Source organism: Arsenophonus sp. PmNCSU2021_1 (genome assembly GCF_036919435.1).
Lineage (GTDB): Bacteria > Pseudomonadota > Gammaproteobacteria > Enterobacterales > Enterobacteriaceae > Arsenophonus > Arsenophonus nilaparvatae.
This window is the reverse complement of the sequence record NZ_JAZHPL010000003.1, coordinates 302745-321151: the sequence shown is the minus strand read 5'-3', so window position 1 is coordinate 321151 and position 18407 is coordinate 302745. Positions and strand designations below refer to the sequence as shown.

General features: G+C 41.3%; 16 protein-coding genes and 3 pseudogenes. 13 read left to right on the top strand and 6 right to left on the bottom strand.

Annotated elements, in window-relative coordinates:
• The first annotated feature begins 305 nt into the window (after positions 1–305).
• From V3224_RS03950 to V3224_RS03915, 8 genes are all read left to right on the top strand, one after another.
• Complete coding sequence (locus V3224_RS03950) at positions 306–1088, top strand: Rha family transcriptional regulator (protein WP_334468661.1); 783 nt, start codon at positions 306–308, stop codon at positions 1086–1088.
• A 120-nt stretch (positions 1089–1208) separates the two neighbouring features.
• Positions 1209–2081 (top strand): IS982 family transposase, encoded by an 873-nt coding sequence (locus V3224_RS03945; RefSeq protein ID WP_334467716.1) that lies wholly within the window; start codon positions 1209–1211, stop codon positions 2079–2081.
• 95 nt (positions 2082–2176) lie between these two features.
• Entirely contained in the window at positions 2177–2875 is a 699-nt protein-coding gene (locus V3224_RS03940) for a hypothetical protein (protein WP_334468659.1), read from the top strand.
• 12 nt (positions 2876–2887) lie between these two features.
• Positions 2888–4951, top strand: a complete 2064-nt coding sequence (locus tag V3224_RS03935) for a DNA polymerase I (RefSeq protein WP_334468657.1) — start codon at positions 2888–2890, stop codon at positions 4949–4951.
• A 26-nt stretch (positions 4952–4977) separates the two neighbouring features.
• A complete protein-coding gene (locus tag V3224_RS03930) occupies positions 4978–5199 on the top strand; it encodes an ANR family transcriptional regulator (RefSeq protein ID WP_334468655.1) in 222 nt (73 codons plus the stop codon).
• On the top strand, positions 5190–5471 hold the full coding sequence (locus V3224_RS03925; protein WP_334468654.1) for a VRR-NUC domain-containing protein: 282 nt from the start codon (positions 5190–5192) through the stop codon (positions 5469–5471). Before V3224_RS03930 ends, V3224_RS03925 begins: the two co-directional genes overlap by 10 nt.
• 61 nt (positions 5472–5532) lie before the next feature.
• The gene (locus tag V3224_RS03920; protein ID WP_334468652.1) at positions 5533–5706 is read left to right on the top strand and encodes an ORF6N domain-containing protein; all 174 of its coding nucleotides are present in this window, start codon (positions 5533–5535) and stop codon (positions 5704–5706) included.
• A 146-nt stretch (positions 5707–5852) separates the two neighbouring features.
• Positions 5853–6548, top strand: coding sequence for an ORF6N domain-containing protein (locus tag V3224_RS03915; protein WP_334468650.1), 696 nt, complete (start codon positions 5853–5855; stop codon positions 6546–6548).
• On the opposite strand, the gene V3224_RS03910 is transcribed toward V3224_RS03915, so the two are convergent.
• Entirely contained in the window at positions 6545–6919 is a 375-nt protein-coding gene (locus tag V3224_RS03910; protein WP_334468648.1) for a DUF1640 domain-containing protein, read from the bottom strand. The genes V3224_RS03915 and V3224_RS03910 overlap by 4 nt on opposite strands.
• A gap of 101 nt (positions 6920–7020) precedes the next feature.
• On the opposite strand from V3224_RS03910, the gene V3224_RS03905 reads away from it, so the two are divergent.
• The 4 genes and pseudogenes from V3224_RS03905 (at position 7021) to V3224_RS03890 (ending at position 11173) form a co-directional block, all read left to right on the top strand.
• The gene (locus V3224_RS03905; protein WP_334468646.1) at positions 7021–7824 is read left to right on the top strand and encodes a KilA-N domain-containing protein; all 804 of its coding nucleotides are present in this window, start codon (positions 7021–7023) and stop codon (positions 7822–7824) included.
• 312 nt (positions 7825–8136) lie between these two features.
• Positions 8137–8919 (top strand): BRO-N domain-containing protein, encoded by a 783-nt coding sequence (locus V3224_RS03900; protein WP_334468768.1) that lies wholly within the window; start codon positions 8137–8139, stop codon positions 8917–8919.
• A gap of 65 nt (positions 8920–8984) precedes the next feature.
• Positions 8985–9776 (top strand): antA/AntB antirepressor family protein, encoded by a 792-nt coding sequence (locus tag V3224_RS03895; RefSeq protein ID WP_334468644.1) that lies wholly within the window; start codon positions 8985–8987, stop codon positions 9774–9776.
• A pseudogene (locus tag V3224_RS03890) lies at positions 9748–11173 on the top strand (SNF2-related protein). The gene V3224_RS03895 and the pseudogene V3224_RS03890 overlap by 29 nt, the downstream one beginning before the upstream one ends.
• 526 nt (positions 11174–11699) lie before the next feature.
• Here V3224_RS03890 and V3224_RS03885 read toward each other — a convergent pair.
• Positions 11700–12932 (bottom strand): tyrosine-type recombinase/integrase, encoded by a 1233-nt coding sequence (locus V3224_RS03885; protein ID WP_334468642.1) that lies wholly within the window; start codon positions 12930–12932, stop codon positions 11700–11702.
• A gap of 206 nt (positions 12933–13138) precedes the next feature.
• Entirely contained in the window at positions 13139–13363 is a 225-nt protein-coding gene (locus V3224_RS03880; protein WP_334468640.1) for a hypothetical protein, read from the bottom strand.
• A 149-nt stretch (positions 13364–13512) separates the two neighbouring features.
• Here V3224_RS03880 and tpx point away from each other — a divergent pair, with 149 nt between their 5' ends.
• Positions 13513–14016 (top strand): thiol peroxidase, encoded by a 504-nt coding sequence (gene tpx / locus V3224_RS03875; RefSeq protein ID WP_334468638.1) that lies wholly within the window; start codon positions 13513–13515, stop codon positions 14014–14016.
• Positions 14017–14136: 120 nt separating this feature from the next.
• Here the strand turns inward: tpx and tyrR are convergent, their stop codons facing one another.
• From tyrR to V3224_RS03860, 3 genes and pseudogenes are all read right to left on the bottom strand, one after another.
• A complete protein-coding gene (gene tyrR, locus V3224_RS03870; RefSeq protein ID WP_334468637.1) occupies positions 14137–15684 on the bottom strand; it encodes a transcriptional regulator TyrR in 1548 nt (515 codons plus the stop codon).
• A gap of 210 nt (positions 15685–15894) precedes the next feature.
• Positions 15895–16934, bottom strand: a pseudogene (locus V3224_RS03865) (YcjF family protein).
• An 18-nt stretch (positions 16935–16952) separates the two neighbouring features.
• Positions 16953–18351: pseudogene (locus V3224_RS03860) on the bottom strand (YcjX family protein).
• Positions 18352–18407 lie beyond the last annotated feature (56 nt).

Genomic DNA, 18407 nt, shown 5'->3' with positions numbered 1-18407 from the left:
TCGCAATTATAACCACAAAATACCCATTGACGAAAGAAGAAATCATGCGCTATAGTTTATTTGCATCTGTAAAATCAGATGTCGGGCGTGACAACCCGCTTCGAGTTAACCGCGACATATACACGCCGCGAGCGTGTTTTTTTAATGTCGTAATCTAGCTATACCTTTCAATGGTGAGCTGGATAGGGCAGCTGAAAAGCTGGCCGGTTGGTTAACTCCGGTATTGTCACCCCTGTTCAGTTCACCGCCAGAGAGTGTGACAACTCCTGATGGTGAGTAAATCTAAGTTAACCATCGGAGGTCATATGACCCTTCAACTTTCTAATATCACACCTAAAGTTACTATTCATAATGGCAAAGCTGTAGCATCATCTCAAGATATTGCTGATTATTTTGGTAAGCGACATGATGATGTTTTAAAGAAAATTCGCAACCTAGACTGTTCTTTTGATTTTCATACCCGCAATTTTTCGGAGATGTTCCAGAAAATAAATATAGGCAAAGGTGCAAAACGAGAATCTAAATACTATGAAATGACCAAAGACGGTTTTGTATTCTTGGTCATGGGATTTACAGGTAAAAAAGCAGCTCAATTCAAGGAAGCCTATATCGCTGAATTCACCCGCATGGAAACCAAGTTACACTCTACACCAAAATACCAACCCCAACCCCAACCTAAAGCCGTAGAGCGTTTTAGCCATTCAGACATCCGTAACCTGACGCATTTAGTTTGGTGTATGACAAATGGCTTTCGTTTTGAGCGTTCGTGGAGTAATGCGGTGTGGTTGGCTTTGCGTGAAGTGACGGGCACGCCATCGCCGGAGCGTTTTCAGGTAGAGCATATACCTTTAATGGCTGACGAATGTAGACGTATTTACTACATCACCGAGTCACTACGACAAATTATTAATGACGCTGAAAAACAGACGATCAAACGACTTTTGCGTAAACGTGAGAATATCGATACCGTATTAGCCGAGATCAAACAGATTTTTGAGCAATTTCACCATCAACAAATCGGGATAATCACCGCACGCACCGATCAGTGGTACGAAGGTGAACTGACCCATTTCTTAGAACGCCACTAATTAACCTGAGTTCGGGATAAGAAATAAAGAGAAAGTCTTGATATTCAAATAGTTGAATGAGCCTGTTTTGTTAAAATACTCTAACAGTCTGGTTAAAGAGTAGAGCATTGTTAAACAATTATGGAAAATCTTACTGAACTTTATTGCCTGATGGATGATTTTTGCAAAGACTTCGAGCCAAAAATGCATGAATATTTGCTGACTAACGGTACTAAGCGTCGTAGACGGTCTACTCAGCTTTCGTTGGCGGAAATGATGACACTGGTTGTGTTGTTTCATCAACTCCGATTCAGGCAATTCAAGGTATTTTATCTCTATTATGTCCGCTTATATCTCCGGAAGGAATTTCCTAACTTGCCATCCTATTCACGCTGTGTAGAGTTACTTCCGCGTAGTGCCTTAGCGTTAACGGCACTGTTTGAGTCAATTAAGGGAAAATGCACGGGGCTATCGGTTGCCGATTCTACTCCGATAGCGGTGTGTGATAACTTACGGATCCGCAGACATAAAGTCTTCAATGGGATAGCTGAACGGGGAAAAAATTCAACAGGTTGGTTCTTTGGTTTCAAGCTTCATGTAATTATCAATCATTTGGGGGAAATACTCAGTTTTCGACTCACACCAGGAAACACCGATGATCGGAAACCATTGCCTGAGCTGACAAAGGATCTTTCTGGTTGTTTGTACGCAGATAAAGGGTATTTATCGGCTTCACTGAAACAGCAACTCAAAACGATGGGAATTAGCCTTATAACGAATATCAAGAAGAAAATGAAGCCTATTAAACAGACTTGTTTCGACAAAGCCATCTTGCGTCATCGTTCTGTCATTGAAACGGTATTTGATGAGTTAAAAAATCTTTGTCAAATAGAGCATACGCGACATCGCTCTCCGGCTAACTTTGTAGTGAATTTATTAGGCGGACTGGTTGCATATTGTTTAATGCCATCTAAACCAAAGATACCTGTTGCAGGTACGTATCTTCAAGTATAATTGATAATGCTTATCCCGAACTCAGGTTAATTAATCTTAACGCCCCTTTTTAGAGGGGCAATCTTTTATCAATTTAACTATTGAGAGATTTCTACATGCAAAATTTAATGAATGTAACAAAAGTCACGCTTCCCAACAACGAAACGATCGACTCGCAACAATTACTGGTCATGGTTAATGAAACACGAAAAGAATATGGTGAGCCACCGATTAGAAATAACGTCTTCATCGATCGCATTAAAGATGAACTCGAAGGAGAGACCTACAAAATTTTTGTAGGTCAAAAAAACGGCGCTGATATTGAAATTATCGAAATGGCACTTAAGCAAGCGCTTCGGGTTGCTGCCCGTGAATCGAAATCGGTTCGTCGCTCGCTGATTGATAAACTGGAACAACAGAGCAAACCTAAATCACAGGCTGAACTTAATCTGGCTTATGCAATCGCACAGGTTGAGCAAGAGCGACGGTTAAAGACTATCGAGCATCAGGTAGAACAAGTTTCAGAAGAAATCGAACACATCAAACAAGGCACTATCCCAGCAGGTTTTCAGGGCTATAGCTATCTAAAAACAAAATATGGCTTAAGCGATGCGAAATGTCGCCAGTTAGTGATGGCATGGAATGTACCTTACAAAAAAGTGCCCCATGTACCGCCAGGCGGACAGATTACCCAAATGTCAGTGGTTGATGAAGCAGCCTTTAGAAGTGCACTGGATAATATGATGCTTGAGTCTGAAAAACGCGGCAGTCAGTGGTATCACCCTAAAATGGGGCGTTTTTCTGTTACGGCCTGATAAGGATGGATTATGCAAAATTTACTATTTTGCGATTTAGAAACCTACAGCGATATCCCCATTAATTGTGGCACGCATCGCTACGCTGCAAATGCAGAAATATTACTTTTTGCTTATGCTTACAATCGTGAATCTGTCAAGGTCTGGGATGTGACGCAAGATAAAACAATGCCAAAAGATTTAAAAACCTATCTTGAGGACCCTGCGATCTTAACCGTCTGGCATAATGGCGGTATGTTCGACACGGTAATTTTAAAACACGTGTTAAATATTGACTTACCGTTATCCCGCGTTCACGACACATTAGTACAAGCACTGGCACATGGCTTACCCGGTGCGCTTGGTTCGCTTTGCGATGTCTTCAACGTCAATAGCGATAACGCCAAAGATAAAGAAGGTAAAGCGCTCATACAGTTATTTTGCAAACCGCGCCCTAAAAACAGCAAAATACAACGCGCCACGGCGTTAACACATTTCGAAGAGTGGCAGCGGTTTAAAACCTACGCAGGTTCAGATATTTTAGCCATGCGCGAGATTTACCAACATTTACCGCGTTGGAATATGAATTTTAATGAAACAATGTTATGGCAGTTAGACCAAAAAATTAATCGCCGTGGGATGTGTATGGACGTTGAACTGGCGAAAAGTGCCTTAACCGCGGTTGAAAGCAAGCAAAAACGGTTATCAACCGTCACACAGCAATTAACGGATAATGCCGTACAGGCCGCTACCCAACGCGATGCTCTCTTACAGCATATCGTTTCAGCATTTGGCATCAAGTTACCGGATATGCAGGCCAGTACGCTACAGCGACGTATTAGTGACCCTGATATTCCACAGGCTTTACGCGAACTACTATCAGTCCGTCTGCAATCGTGTACAACCAGCACCAGTAAATATAAGGCGCTGTTAAAATCGGTAAGCGCAGATGGACGACTTCGCGGGACTAAGCAATTTTGTGGCGCCTCACGCACTGGCCGCTGGGCGGGGCGTATTTTTCAACCGGATAATCTCCCCAGACCCACGCTTGACCAAAAAACCATTGATAACGGGATTGAAGCATTAAAAGCCGGTTGCGCCGAGCTGATTTGCGATGACATTATGCAACTGACCAGTTCTGCACTTAGAGGATGTATTATTGCACCCCTCGGTAAAAAACTGGTTATCTCGGATTTATCGAATATTGAAGGCCGCATGCTGGCATGGCTGGCGGGGGAAAACTGGAAAGTCAACGCTTTTAGCGAGTTTGATAACGGCAAAGGTGATGACCTCTATAAACTGGCCTATGCGCGCGCGTTTAATCTTTTACCTAAAAACGTCACCAAAGACCAACGACAAATCGGTAAGGTAATGGAACTCGGCTTAGGCTATGTCGGCGGGGTTGCGGCATTTCTAACGTTCGCCCTCGCCTACGGTCTGGATTTAGATGAGCTGGCGGAAGCCGCATTACCTAACATACCGTCTGGCGTTAAGCGAGAGGCAATAAGCTGGTATCAAAAATCTGTTGAAACGGATAAAACTTATGACCTGAGCGAAAAAGTATTTGTTACCTGCGATTCCCTTAAGCGCATGTGGCGCAATGCCCATCCACAAACCGTATCATTCTGGTACGACATTGAAGAGGCAGTAAAACAGGCCATTCAGTCACCGGGGATATCGTTTAAGTGCCGTAAACTTAGCGTCCGGCGCGATAAAGGCTGGCTCAGGATTTGTCTACCATCAGGTCGTAGTCTTTGCTACCCTTCTGCGCGAACAGAGAATGGACAAATTACCTACATGGGCACCAATCCTTATAGCCGAAAATGGGAAAGGCTAAAAACCTACGGGGGGAAAATCACAGAAAATATCTGTCAGGCCGCCGCACGGGATGTATTAGCCTGTAACATGCCGTCTATTGAAAAGGCGGGTTATGAGATTGTCTTAACCGTCCATGATGAGATTATCAGCGAAGCGCCCGATACCCCACAATTTTCCGCTGAGGGGTTAAGCGCACTGTTAAGTGCCGAGCCTGACTGGGCTTTTGATTTACCGCTTAGTGCAGCGGGGTTTAAGACTTATCGCTATCGCAAGGAATAAATAACACACAGGATAAAATAAACATCATGGCCTTTAGAAAAAACGACAGCCCACTTTATTTTAAGGCGGCGCAGGATGCCGTTCACCTTGAGCAGTCAGGGCAATACCATGAAGCCGCGCGCGCATGGTCACAGGCAAATCGACTGGCACGTAATCGCAATAACCGTATCTGGAGTGAGAACCGTGCCGATTTTTGCATTATGCAAATAAAACGGGAAGACATAAAAAGGATGTACCCATGCGGTTAGTCAGGGAAGACACTATTGAAAAGCACTTGGTCAGTGAAGTGAAAAAAATCGGCGGTATTGCCTATAAATTTGTTTCACCAGGGCGACGGGGTGTACCTGACCGATTAGTCGCCCTGCCCAATGGCAAGATTATTTTCGTGGAATGTAAAGCACCGGGCAAAAAGCCCACGCCCTACCAATTACGCGAACACGCACGGCTTTTTGCCCTCGGCCATCAAGTTATCGTACTGGACAGTCAGGATTTAAGCAGCATCTTACCCACTGTTAACTGAACACCATTTAAGTAACTTATCTTCATTGATCTCCTTTGTTTAACTACGGAGGCATATTTTTATGTCTAAATTAGTCACAATTCAAAACACACAATTACCTGTTATCGAGTACAAATCTCAGCGAGTGATCACTAATGATATACTTGCTCAGGGGTATGGCACCGATGCTAAAATAATCTCAAATAATTTTAATCGTAATAAAGCACGAGTTTCGCACGGGCATATAAAATTCTAGAAATGGCTTCAGAACAATAATTAATCTGTAACTTGCTAAGACGTATAAATTTACTTAAATTACAATAAGTTATTTTCAATTTATGAGATTTTTTCTATTTATATATTATGCTGAATTAAACTTAAAAATAGAGCGTTTTTTTATTGGTGCGAAACTCGTGTAAAGATCGCTTTGTAGAAGGCAAACATTATTTCAAAATAGAAGGCGAGGAGTTAAGGTCATTTATTAACCATTCATCATTAAGAGGATTGGTTAGTAAACATACAAATGTTCTGTATTTATGGACAGATCGCGGTGCTTCCCGCCATGCGAAAATATTAGAAACGGATGAAGCATGGGATTGGTACGAAGCATTAGAAGACAATTATTTCAATCAAGCTATCTTGCAGATAAAACCCCATAAAGACGAAGGCAGCGGATTACCTGAATTTCGTAAGGCAAAAGCGATAGAAATTCAGGCTAAAGCCATACAAATTCAAATGGAAAATGTGAAGCAGATATTTGAATGGGCAACAAACCTTTCCGATGACGCTAGACAAACCATCATAGCCGGACTGATTAACCCTATTGCGGATAGTGAAGTGATCCCCTTGCCGCTTATCACCGAAAAACATTATACCGCCACAGAGATTGGCAAAATGTTTGGTGTTTCCGCAAATAAAATTGGGCGTATCGCCAACGACAATAAGATGAAAGTTAAAGCGTATGGCGATACCTACCTCGATAAATCACCTTACAGTAATAAAGAGGTTGAGTCCTTTCGCTACAACGACAAAGCAATTAAGAAATTCAGGGAAATTCTTATTACTGAACAAGAAGCAGCAAAAAGCGAACTTGTTTAATGGACAAGCTTAAGAATAGCTGTAAGCGCACCGATTGCCAAAATTAACATACCTCCAAGTCTCACTGTTAATTGCAAGCCAAGTTTGTCAAAGCGATTTTCCATGTCTTTGCGAACATCAGCTATCTCAGCAGACAAGTCTTTACGGACATCAGCGATCTCAGCAGATAAGTCTTTACGAACATCAGCAATTTCTTTTCTGACATCAGATATATCACGCTTAACATCAGCAATATCAGCTTTAGTCGCTACATCAGCAACCTCATGTGATTTGCGTACAACAAGCGAAATAGCCTTAGCTTGCTGACTAGTAAGACCAGCAGTTTGAAGCTCTTCTGATGCCTGTAGTGTATCAAATGCAACCTGACCCATAGGGAATCCTCCTTTTTGGTAAGTATAAAGGGTTTAGGCTTCAATCTGCAAAATCTTTCACGTTAATACCTTAATTCGTTTCATTACGGAGAAATATTTTTATGTCTAAATTAGTTGTTATCGAAAATACCATTGTACGCCAAGACGCTTTCGGGCGGTATTGTCTGAATGATTTACATCGTGCTGCCGTTGCGCAAGGTAAAGCGACAGAATCGCAACGGCCATCAAACTTCCTTAAATCAGAAGGAGTAAGTAATTTTGTACAAAAAGCAAGCGAAGCTACGAAAATAGCTTCGGTCAACATCATCAAAGGTGGCCTTGAATCGGGAAGCTGGGCAGTTGAAATTATCGCCATTAGATACGCTGCATGGATCGAACCTGCATTTGAAGTTCAGGTTTATGAACAATTTCGTGATTCAGTAAAAAGCAATAACGGCGTACTTGTCGAAAAAGTACAAGCTGGCTTAGCCATGATCGCTTTTTACAAGCAGGAGCTACGTATCGCCCCTTCTGGTCTACTTGGTGCAATGAAAAAATTACAATCTTCCCTTGGGATGCCGGATATATTGCCCACTTATGCCGTCGATGCTCCAGAAGGCAGCTTGACAGTATCAAGCGAAGTGACACATTCTTTTACGGAGCTTTTGCAATTACATGGCAAGCCTTACAGCCCACCATCCAGCTTTAAGCGTTTGCAATTATTAGGTATTGTTGAGCGTAAATCACGCCCTAGCAGTAAGCATCCTGATAAAGAAAAATTATTCTGGTCATTGACGGAAAAAGGATTACAGTTTGGTAAAAATCTAACTGACCCAAACCACCCTCGTCAGACTCAGCCTCATTTTTATGATAGCCAATTTCCCAGACTGCTAAGCGTGATGATGAACGGGATTGCCGCAGCGTAATAAAACATTGACATTTTAAATACCCATTGACGAAAGAAGAAATCATGCGCTATAGTTTATTTGCATCTGCAAAATCAGATGTCGGGATTAGTACCCCGCCGTAACTAAACAGGCGCATAGCACGCCAACAGCGTGTTTTTTTATGCGTCAGTCTACCATATCAATAATCAATGGTGGGCTGGATGGGGGAGCCGTAAGGCTCGCCGGGTCCTGTTTAGCCGGTAGTACTAACCCTGTTCAGTTCACCGCCAATATAGAGATTAGTACCTCTTGGTGGTGATTATCCCCTTAGCTAAACAGGTAATCATTACTATGAATACTTTAATTTTCCGTAATACTATTCTTGAAACCCTCCCTCATAATGGGCAAATCTGGTTTACCTCTGCTGAAATCGCAAGAGCTTTAGAATATTCCGACTCAAAGCGTGTAACAGTTTTGTATAATAGGAACAGTGATGAATTCACTAACGGAATGACCGAGGTACTCGAATTGAGTACCTCGAGAAAATCAAATACTTACGACAATCTACGCAACAAAATTCGGATTTTCTCACTACGTGGCGCACACCTGATCGCTATGTTCGCCAATACGCCAGTAGCGAAAGAATTTAGAAAATGGGTACTGGATATTCTGGATAAACAAACAGTTAATCAAACCAGTAACTTTACCCGTCAACCCCAGCCTAAAGCCGCAGAGCGTTTTAGCCATTCGGATACTCGTAACCTGACACATTTAGTTTGGTGCATGACAAATGGTTTTCGATTTGAGCGTTCATGGAGTAATGCAGTGTGGTTGGCGTTACGCGAAGTAACTGGCACGCCATCACCCGAGCGTTTTCAGGTAGCGCATATCCCCTTAATGGCTGACGAGTGCAGACGCATTTACTATATTACCGAGTCACTACGACAAATTATTAATGACGCTGAAAAACAAGTTATCAAACGGCTGTTGCGCAAGCGTGAAAATATCGATACCGTGTTAGCGGAAATAAAACAGCTTTTTGAACAATTCCACCAACAACAAATCGGGATAATCACCGCTCGCACCGATCAGTGGTATGAAGGTGAATTGACCCATTTCTTAGAACGTCACTAATTAACCTTAACGCCCCTTTTTACAGGGGCAATCTTTCATCAATTTCATTATTGAGGAATTTTTACATGCAAAATTTAATCAACATCGAAACAAAAAACATCAATGACTCATTAATCCAAACGGTTAATGCCCGTGATTTACATCAATTTTTAGAAGTTGGCAAGGATTTCTCAAATTGGATTAAAGACCGTATTAAGCAATACGGATTTGAAGACAATATCGACTATATAGTTTTCGCCAATTCTGGCGAAAACCCCTTAGGAGGTCGTCCGGCAAAGGAATATCACATTTCCCTTGATATGGCGAAAGAACTATCCATGGTTGAGCGTAACGAAAAAGGGAAGCAGGCCAGACAGTATTTTATTGAATGCGAAAGGCGTGTTTTACAACCTCAAGCATTACTAACGGCAAAAGAACTGGCGCTCATGGTTGTTCGTGCCGAGGAAGAGAAAGAAAAGCTGTTACTGGAAAATAAAAGTCTCTCAACCGAAAACGATTGTCTTAAAAATCTTTTTAAAGAAGGCATGACCCCTACCCAATTTAGCAAAATGCTTAACGGCGTGAATAGTCAACAGATAAATCATTATCTTGCAGCAAAAAACTGGCTCTATAACGAAAGTAAGTCCGGTAACAATTTACGCTGGCGTGTTGCCGCTACCGCTCGGGATAAATATTTAACCGAAAAACAAAATGAAATCAGCCCCCATGGTGCGAATAGTTTCATTAGTTATCGCCCTGTTTTGCTGAGAAAAGGCGCCCAGCGACTTTATGACCAGTATTTGGCTGACAAACTCCCCATGAAAAAGAACTGGAACGGATTACATACCCATGACAAAACTATCCAGATTGTCGCCTGAACAAAAGACAATCGCTAAAACCTTCACCCCTCGCCCTTACCAAAATCTCATTATCAATCACCTACTCGATATAAAACGCTCAAATGTCTGGGCGGGAATGGGAATGGGTAAAACAGCAGCAACGCTGACGGCGTTAGAAAATCTCTATTTATCAGGCAGTGAAACCAAACCCACACTGGTGTTAGCCCCTTTACGGGTAGCCCAATCCACCTGGCCGGATGAAGCACTTAAATGGAACCACCTCCATAATATCGAAGTACAACCCATCATTGGCACAGCCAAATCACGGATGGCAGCACTCAAAAATACCCATGCCAGCATATTTACGGTCAATTATGACAATCTTGTCTGGCTGGTTGACATCCTTGGGGACAGTTGGCCTTTTGGCACAATTATTGCCGATGAGAGCACACGCTTAAAATCATTCCGGTTACGCAAAGACGGTAAACGCACCGCAGCCCTTGCCAAAATCGCGCATAAATCTGTTCATAGATGGGTGAATCTGACCGGTACCCCCTTCACCCAATGGCCTGATGGACTTATGGGGCCAAGCATGGTTTGTTGACCAGGGTGAACGCTTAGGCAGAACGCATAATGCGTTTATGTCCCGCTGGTTTAACCGTATCCAGTTCCCTGGCCAACAATGGAGCAGATTTGAGCCTTTAGGGTTTGCGCATCTTCAAATTCAGTTAGCGCTTAGCGATATCACCTTATCACTTAATGCCGCCGACTGGTTTGATATCGAGGAACCGGTACACAACGTTATCAACGTTACGCTACCCGCAAAAGCGCGAGCACACTATCAGGCCATGGAAAAAGAACTGCTTCTTGAGTTGGGCGATAGCGCTATTGAAGCATTAAATGCCGCTGCCAAAACAATAAAAACTTTACAAATTGCAGCCGGCGCTATTTATAGCGATGACAATCACAACTGGACAGAAATACACGATGCCAAAATCCAGGCGCTGAAAAGTATTGTCAATGAAGCCGGAGGGATGCCTGTACTGGTCGCTTACCACTGGAAGCATGACCTGGAGCGTTTATTAAAAGCCTTCCCAAAAGGCAAAATGTTAGACGCTAACCCTCAAACCCTTACCGACTGGAATAATGGCAAAATTCCGTTGCTTTTTGCCCACCCCGCAAGCTGTGGACACGGCTTAAATTTACAGGACGGCGGTAATATTCTGGTCTTTTTCTCCCACTGGTGGGATTTGGAGCAGTACCAGCAAATTATCGAGCGTATCGGCCCCACCCGTCAAGCGCAAGCCGGACATAATCGCCCTGTCTTTATTCACCATATCGTCGCTAAAGATACACTCGATGAAGTGGTGATGGCGCGCCGTAATTCAAAACGGGCAATACAGGATTTATTACTCGAAGCAATGAAAAGGAAATAAAAAAGACCAGCGCTAGGCTGGCCAACACCAGGGAAAAAATTGTGAATAGCAAACACACAACCAAATAACTATACAAGAAAAATAAAGAATTAACCTTAAATTTACAAATATTTATACATTTACACGAGTTTCACACCAATAAATAAACGCTCTTTTTTTAAGTTTAATTCAGCATAATATATAAATAGACAGAATCTTATAAATCAAAAACAACTTATTGTAATTTAAGTAAATTTATACGTTTTAGTAACTTGCCGATTAATCATTGCTTTTGAGCCATTTATAGAATTTTATATGTCTGTGCGAAACTCGTGTAGTTATTATCCCACCTGAATTTCCCCCACTCAAATCACCAATACTGAAACGATGTAATAAGGAGAAAATCCTATGAATGAATCCCCTTTTGTCAAAACCAGTGAACTGGCAAAAAGGTACAGAGTGACAATACACACAGTCAGACAGTGGGCGGGTAATGGAAAACAACGGCGTGACGGTTTTCCACGCCCTCGGTTTAGGTCTGATGAGCTTAATTTTGCCCGGCAGGATATTCTGGATTGGGAGATGGGTAAACGATTTGATTAACTTTATTCCACCAGCGCTCATAAGCCTCTCGCTGCTCTTCCAGGTAGGTATGCTTGTCGTATACCTGCCAAACGCCCGGTAATTTATGGCCTAGCATGATTTCAGCAACATGGGGTTGAGTTAACTCCGCAACCCCCGTCCGCATGGTTTTACGCAAATCGTGAATTGACCAGTGGGTATAGTTCTCAGATCTGCGAGCCATTTTTTTGTTGAGATAGGGAATAAAAGCGTTGTGACCATTTATACGTAACGGTCTACCACCAGACACGGTAAACAAATAATCACTAGCACAAATCATTGTCTTGGCAGTTTTTATCAATTCCTCTGCCGCTGGAATAATAGGCCGGATGATGGGCTTTTTGCTTTTCCGCCCTGTTTTATGATTTTCTGGTGGGACTGTCCATATTCCTTTAGTAAAATCGAAATCAGCCATTTTTGCTTTTAGCAATTCGCCTATTCGGGAACCAAACAACAACGCCAGTTTGATTATCAGGGCATTTCTAGGGTTATAGTCTGGCGCATCAATTAACGCAAATAATACTCTGAGTTCATCTTCACTTAATATCCTTTCGCCCGGTTGCACTTTTACCCCTAAATCTTGAGGTGTTACATCGATAAGCGGATTTAAACTGATGATCCCCCTGCGTATCCCCCACCGATGGGCGGTTTTGGCATAAAGTAAAATTCGTGCCCCTATTGCTGGTTTTGCTTTTACCACCTCTTCGATTAGCGATAACCAGACATGCAAGTGGGTTTCGTCATGGGGTAAATTGCCGATCTTAGGGAAAACATAAATTTCAAATGACCGTAGTATCGCTATAGCGTTTACCTGTACATTTTTAAGCGTTTTTTCCCACCAATCCCTAATAACAGATTCAACCGTGTGCGCGTCAACCGACTGTTGCTTACGTGTACGTTTAACCACTTTAGGGTTTCTATGCTGTTCCAATTCACGACGGTAAAAAAGCGCGCTATCACGCGCATCTTTTAAACTGATCGCCGGATAGGTTCCAATATCTATCCGATCACCTTTCCCTTGCCAGCGATAACGATATTGAAAAATCACTTTACCTTTCGGTGTCACGCGAACCGATAAACCCTCTCTGTCTGATTTAGTCACAATTTTAGCTTGTGGCTTACCATTTACCGCTCTTAACCATGAATCACTCACCGCCATCTTTTTTCTCCTTGCGTCTTTTTTCTATAATATTTCATGTACACCAATATGTACATAAATTTCATGACGCAAGGGTTATAATAGGCGGCTAAAAACAGCTATTCTATGCTGAGATAAGAAATAAAAATGATATAAAACAGTTTATTATCTATAAAATATCTCCTATCGATGACGGTTAACGGCTATTACTGATAGATTATCATCATTTATCCTTCAAATAAATCACGTATTATATGCGATTCTGCTAAACCAACATTGCTGATAGGATCAAGAGAAGTTGGATCCGCATTAATCTGCCTAACTATCTCTTGTTTTTCAGCTAATAAGTCCCCTCTAACCACCAACGCAGCCACGGCAGGTTTAGTGTTGACGATACAATTTAAAAAGAATATTGCTAATGCTGTTCTATAGCGAAGCATATAGATTTCCATATTATATCCCGATGTTATTATAATTATAGAAAATAATTTGGTTAAAACAATTAGATATAACACAAGTTGTTGTAACGATTTAGATAGGAAACTTAATTATTTTCATTTAGAATTGTTGAACTAAATGTTATTAAGAAGGAAAGGATAAGATGTCAACTAGTACAAATTTCAAAGGGGAAGGTGTTGCTATCAATGGTACTTTCTTGCAACCTGGTGATAAAGCTAAACAATTTACCCTTGTAGCGAGCGATCTTGCAGAAAAATCCTTGTCAGATTATCAAGGCAACCGAAAAATTCTTAATATATTTCCCAGTATTGATACCGGTGTTTGCGCTAGCTCTGTTCGCAAGTTTAACCAAATAGCCAGCCAACTAGAAAACAGTGTTGTATTATGTATTTCTGCCGATCTTCCTTTTGCACAGAGCCGGTTTTGTGGCTCCGAGGCCCTTGAGAATGTAGTTACATTATCGTTTTTTCGTGCACCTACCTTCAGTAAAGACTACGGCGTAGAAATGACCTCTGGGCCATTAAAAGGACTAGCAGCGCGTGCTGTGGTTATCATCGATGAAAACGATAAAGTCATTTATAGTCAATTAGTTGATGAAATCACCCATGAACCCGACTATGATGCCGCTCTTAATGCCTTAAAATAGTGATATTAATACTTACTAAAAATATCTGTTTTTTAATTAAACTATTTGTCTAGTTTTAATTCGATAGCGATAAAACTTATCGCTATCTTGATCCAAATTACACTATCACTCACCCTGACTCTATTTTTTATGACTTAATCCATACTCCCGCAACTTATTTGCAATTGCTGTATGCGATACGTTAAGCCGTTTAGCTAATTTACGTGTACTTGGATAATCTTGATAAAGTCGCGCCAATATTGAAGCTTCAAAATGTTTTGTTAATTCATCTAAGGTACCATTTAATTGATCGGCGCTAAACAATGAAATATCTTTTAGATCTGGCAAATGAATATCTTGTGGCGTTAATTCTCGTCCTGCCAATTGAATTAAGGCCTGATAGAGAACATTACGTAGCTGCCGCACGTTACCAGGCCAGTGATAACCGGCAAGGTAATGCCCTAACTTAGACGAAAGTTTCGGTTTTTCAATACCTTGTTCTTGTGAAAATTGCCTAACAAATTCTACCGTAAGCGGTATTATATCAGCTTGTCGTTCACGCAGCGGGGGTAAGTTCACCGTTAATACATGCAGGCGGTAGTATAAATCTTGCCTGAATTGCCCTTTTTCAACTAATTCCAGCAAGTTTTTTTGTGTCGCGCAGATCACTCTGACATCAACTTTAACTTCTTGCTCTTCACCTACCCGACGAAAAGTACCATCATTTAAGAAACGTAATAGTTTGATCTGCATTTGTGGCGACATTTCACCAATTTCATCAAGTAAAACAGTACCTCCATTCGCTTGCTCAAAAAATCCTTTTTTAGCCTCAATGGCATTTGGATAAGCCCCTGCAGCATAACCAAACAGCTCGTTTTCAACCACATCCTCTGGCATCGATGCACAATTAAGCCCTAAGAAAGGTTTATCGCCTCTGATGCTCTGCAAGTGACAAGCTTTAGCTAAAATATCTTTACCCGTTCCGGTTTCCCCAACCAATAGAAGCGGTTCATCAAGTAAAGCTATTTTTTTTAGATCCTCAACCAGCTGGCTCATTTTGGGACTGACTGCAATGATGTGAGCAAAACTATCTGCTGCTGCTATTTTATCTGCTTGATACTGCTGCTCTGCGGGTAATACTTTTAGTAGAATAATGGCGCCTGCATTTTCAATCGAACCCGTTGCTTTATGGTTGTTAATTGGCGTAACCTGCAGCAAATATTTATTACCTTTAATCACCACTTGTTCAGAATAAGATTGTAAATTATTTTGCTCTAGTAATTTTGCCAAACGCGGGTGATTTATTAGCTGATTAAATTTTTTTTCTTTTAACTGATTATTATCAATAGCAAACAATTTTAACATCGCTGAATTGGCTAATTCGATGTGAGCTTTAGCATTAACCGAAAAAATAGGATCAGGAAATGTATTTAATAGAGTTAATAATAATTTTTTTTCATGCTCAGAAGGCATAAAAGAGACCCTCTTAACATCTTTAACACCACGAATACGCCGAATTTCAGTCATTAACAGTTGAAACGTCGTAGTGTCAATTTGAGCAAATCTGAGATAAATATTACGATTTGGTGAAATTTCAATCCCTTCAAGGTCAATGTTTTGTAAAACAAGTAAATCAAGTAATTCACGTGTTAGTCCCATTCGATCTTGGCAAATCACTTCTAATCGCATCACTGAGAACCTTATGTCTATATAATTTACTATTTAATTAATTAAGTATGTATTTTTATTTATTAAGCTACCATAGAAAACGTTTTATAACATAAACACTAGCACCAGAAATGATAAACGGATAAGCATTAATCTAATATTGCTGCTTACCATTTAGTCAACAGAGATCTTAATTAAAAAATTACCCAATTAAGCTTGATGGTGAATTAGTTAAATCTTTTTATGCTCAACGCTTTTTGGCATAATACTTTTTAACTGGCTGAATAGTTGACGACGAAAATCAGCCAATTTAGGTTTATCATCCATCCACGGTAAAGGACGGCATAACTCTATCGTTTTAATACCTAATCTAGCTGTGAGTAAACCGGCGCCGATCCCTTGAGCCGCTCGTGTAGAGAGCCGTGCCATAATATCTTGCGATAACCAATCCATGCCAATTTCACGCACCAACTCACTTGCTCCAGCAAAAGCAATATTAATTAATACCATTTTAAATAATCGGATACGGCTATAATACCCTAGCTCAATGCCATAAATAGCTGCAATCCGATTAATCAATCGAATATTGCGCCAGGCAATAAATGCCATGTCGACAATAGCTAAAGGACTAACGGCAATCATTAACGCCGATTCAGCTGATGAACGATTAATCTCTTTGCTAGCCTGCTCATCCACAAAATAGGTTGCACTATTTGGCTATAAAGTGTCACGATTTCTTTATCATTATGACTATCATGGATTGTTGCCTGCCAACGTTTCATCGCCGGATGATCTAAGCCTATCGCCGATTGTTTGCCTAGCTTTTGACAAAATTCACGCCCGCCATGCATACCATGACTTTGCAAAAATTCTCTAGCCTGGATCCGTTCTTGACTACGTTCTTTTAAATAATAAAGCCGCCGCCATTCAGTTATTATGGCGCCAATAGCAGCAATAATAATTAAGCCACCAGCCGCGACAATAGCTAAAGAAACCCAATTTTGCTTTATCCACGCTTGGTAGATCCATTGGCCGGTTTGAGCAAAAATACTCATTACGATTAAACTTAAAGCAATAACCACCAGTTTACGCCAAAAACTATAGCGCGGTTTGAGTGCAGCATTGACCAATGCCTCAATTTCACCTTCTCGTTCGTCATTTTCTGCTTCGTGGCTGCTAGCCGCAAATTGTTCAGGCGCTAATTGATCAAACACTTTGGCTTTTTTTAACTTTGTTTTTTTGTTTGCCGGCAAAGACTCATCAAAATCGATGCGGGATTTTAGGTTTACTCATTTCAATTTATCTCCGAGTAAAAATTCTAAAGCACTATACAATCGAATATGAGCAACAGGTTGGTCAGTCGCTGTTTCGCGAGGCCGAAAAGATTCAAAATCAAATCCCTGCTTTAACCAAAAATCAGCATTAGGCAAATGCCGTGGTACCTCACCTGGAAAAAAAGTCATTAATCGACCATCTGTTAATCTATGTCCCTTTAAGGCAGGTACCCGTTCTCCTTGATATTCAATCATGCCATTTTCTGTCGCCTGAATTCCAGCTAGTGCCAGACAATCCATCCTGATCCCTTCAAAAGCGGCATTTCGCCAGGCCGCACGAACTAATTGCTGGAGCAATGAAACTAAATTGGCATGTTGATCATGGGTTATATGATCAACCTTACTTGCCGCGAAAAGTAATTTATCAATATGTGGTGAGAACATGCGGCGCAATAGTGTCCGTTTACCATAATGAAAGCTACGCATAATTTGGGTTAATGCGGCCTGCATATCATTAAATGCTGCCGGACCGTTATTCAATGCAGCTAAACAGTCAACTAAAACAATTTGCCGATCAAAATGTTGAAAGTAATCTTTATAAAAACGCTTAATAATTTTTTGACAATAATAGTGATAACGCTGTTGCAACATACCAATATTAGACTGTTTGTCCGCTTGCTTTAATTTCAGTTCATCTGTTGTATCAATATTGGGCCAAGGAAAAAACTGCAATACCGGTGCCCCTGCAAGATCACCAGGTAATACAAATCGCCCTGGCTGAATAAAATATTGCCCCTGTTGTTTACAAAAAACCAAGTAATCGGTGTAAGCCTGAGCAATATTAGCTAATAATTTCTCATCAGCCGCTGCAAAGGGGTCGCACTGTTGACAAAGTTGCAACCATTGCTGTGCCCCCCTCCTTATCACGGCCTTTTAATAGCTGTTGCATTTGCCGCGACCAACTAAAATAGTCCTGAGTCAACATAGGCAGATCCAGCAACCATTCGCCTGGATAGTCAATAATTTCAATATATAAATTAGAAGTCTCTTTGATGTGGCGTAGCAAACTCTGTTGCGATCGATAACGTAGTTGCAAACATATCTCACTCATCCCACGGGTAGTAGTCGGCCATTGAGGAGGAGAATGGTACAGTGCTGCTATATTTTCGTCATAAGCAAAACGAGGAATATTAAAATGTTTCTGCGGGATCCGTTTTGCAACTAATAGACGGCCATCTCTTGCGGCGGAAAACAGTGGCAAACGCGCCCCACTGTGCACATGTAGTAATTGATTAACCAGCGAGGTAATAAATGCCGTTTTACCGCTACGGCTAAGCCCGGTAACCGCTAAACGGACATGACGATCTACGCTTCGATTGACCAGTTCACTAAGCTCACTTCGCAATCTTTCCATATTCCTCCCATAACAACTTACGCACAAGTTTAGCAATGCCTGGACGTTGCAATAGC

Bases quoted from the DNA above. Each gene is read 5' to 3' on its own strand.
- V3224_RS03930 (WP_334468655.1), top strand. From the start codon at position 4,978: ATGGCCTTTAGAAAAAACGACAGCCCACTTTATTTTAAGGCGGCGCAG.
- V3224_RS03945 (WP_334467716.1), top strand. From the start codon at position 1,209: ATGGAAAATCTTACTGAACTTTATTGCCTGATGGATGATTTTTGCAAA.
- V3224_RS03940 (WP_334468659.1), top strand. From the start codon at position 2,177: ATGCAAAATTTAATGAATGTAACAAAAGTCACGCTTCCCAACAACGAA.
- V3224_RS03910 (WP_334468648.1), bottom strand. From the start codon at position 6,919: ATGGGTCAGGTTGCATTTGATACACTACAGGCATCAGAAGAGCTTCAA.
- V3224_RS03925 (WP_334468654.1), top strand. From the start codon at position 5,190: ATGCGGTTAGTCAGGGAAGACACTATTGAAAAGCACTTGGTCAGTGAA.
- V3224_RS03950 (WP_334468661.1), top strand. From the start codon at position 306: ATGACCCTTCAACTTTCTAATATCACACCTAAAGTTACTATTCATAAT.
- V3224_RS03905 (WP_334468646.1), top strand. From the start codon at position 7,021: ATGTCTAAATTAGTTGTTATCGAAAATACCATTGTACGCCAAGACGCT.
- V3224_RS03900 (WP_334468768.1), top strand. From the start codon at position 8,137: ATGAATACTTTAATTTTCCGTAATACTATTCTTGAAACCCTCCCTCAT.
- tyrR (WP_334468637.1), bottom strand. From the start codon at position 15,684: ATGCGATTAGAAGTGATTTGCCAAGATCGAATGGGACTAACACGTGAA.
- V3224_RS03895 (WP_334468644.1), top strand. From the start codon at position 8,985: ATGCAAAATTTAATCAACATCGAAACAAAAAACATCAATGACTCATTA.
- tpx (WP_334468638.1), top strand. From the start codon at position 13,513: ATGTCAACTAGTACAAATTTCAAAGGGGAAGGTGTTGCTATCAATGGT.
- V3224_RS03880 (WP_334468640.1), bottom strand. From the start codon at position 13,363: ATGGAAATCTATATGCTTCGCTATAGAACAGCATTAGCAATATTCTTT.
- V3224_RS03920 (WP_334468652.1), top strand. From the start codon at position 5,533: ATGTCTAAATTAGTCACAATTCAAAACACACAATTACCTGTTATCGAG.
- V3224_RS03935 (WP_334468657.1), top strand. From the start codon at position 2,888: ATGCAAAATTTACTATTTTGCGATTTAGAAACCTACAGCGATATCCCC.
- V3224_RS03885 (WP_334468642.1), bottom strand. From the start codon at position 12,932: ATGGCGGTGAGTGATTCATGGTTAAGAGCGGTAAATGGTAAGCCACAA.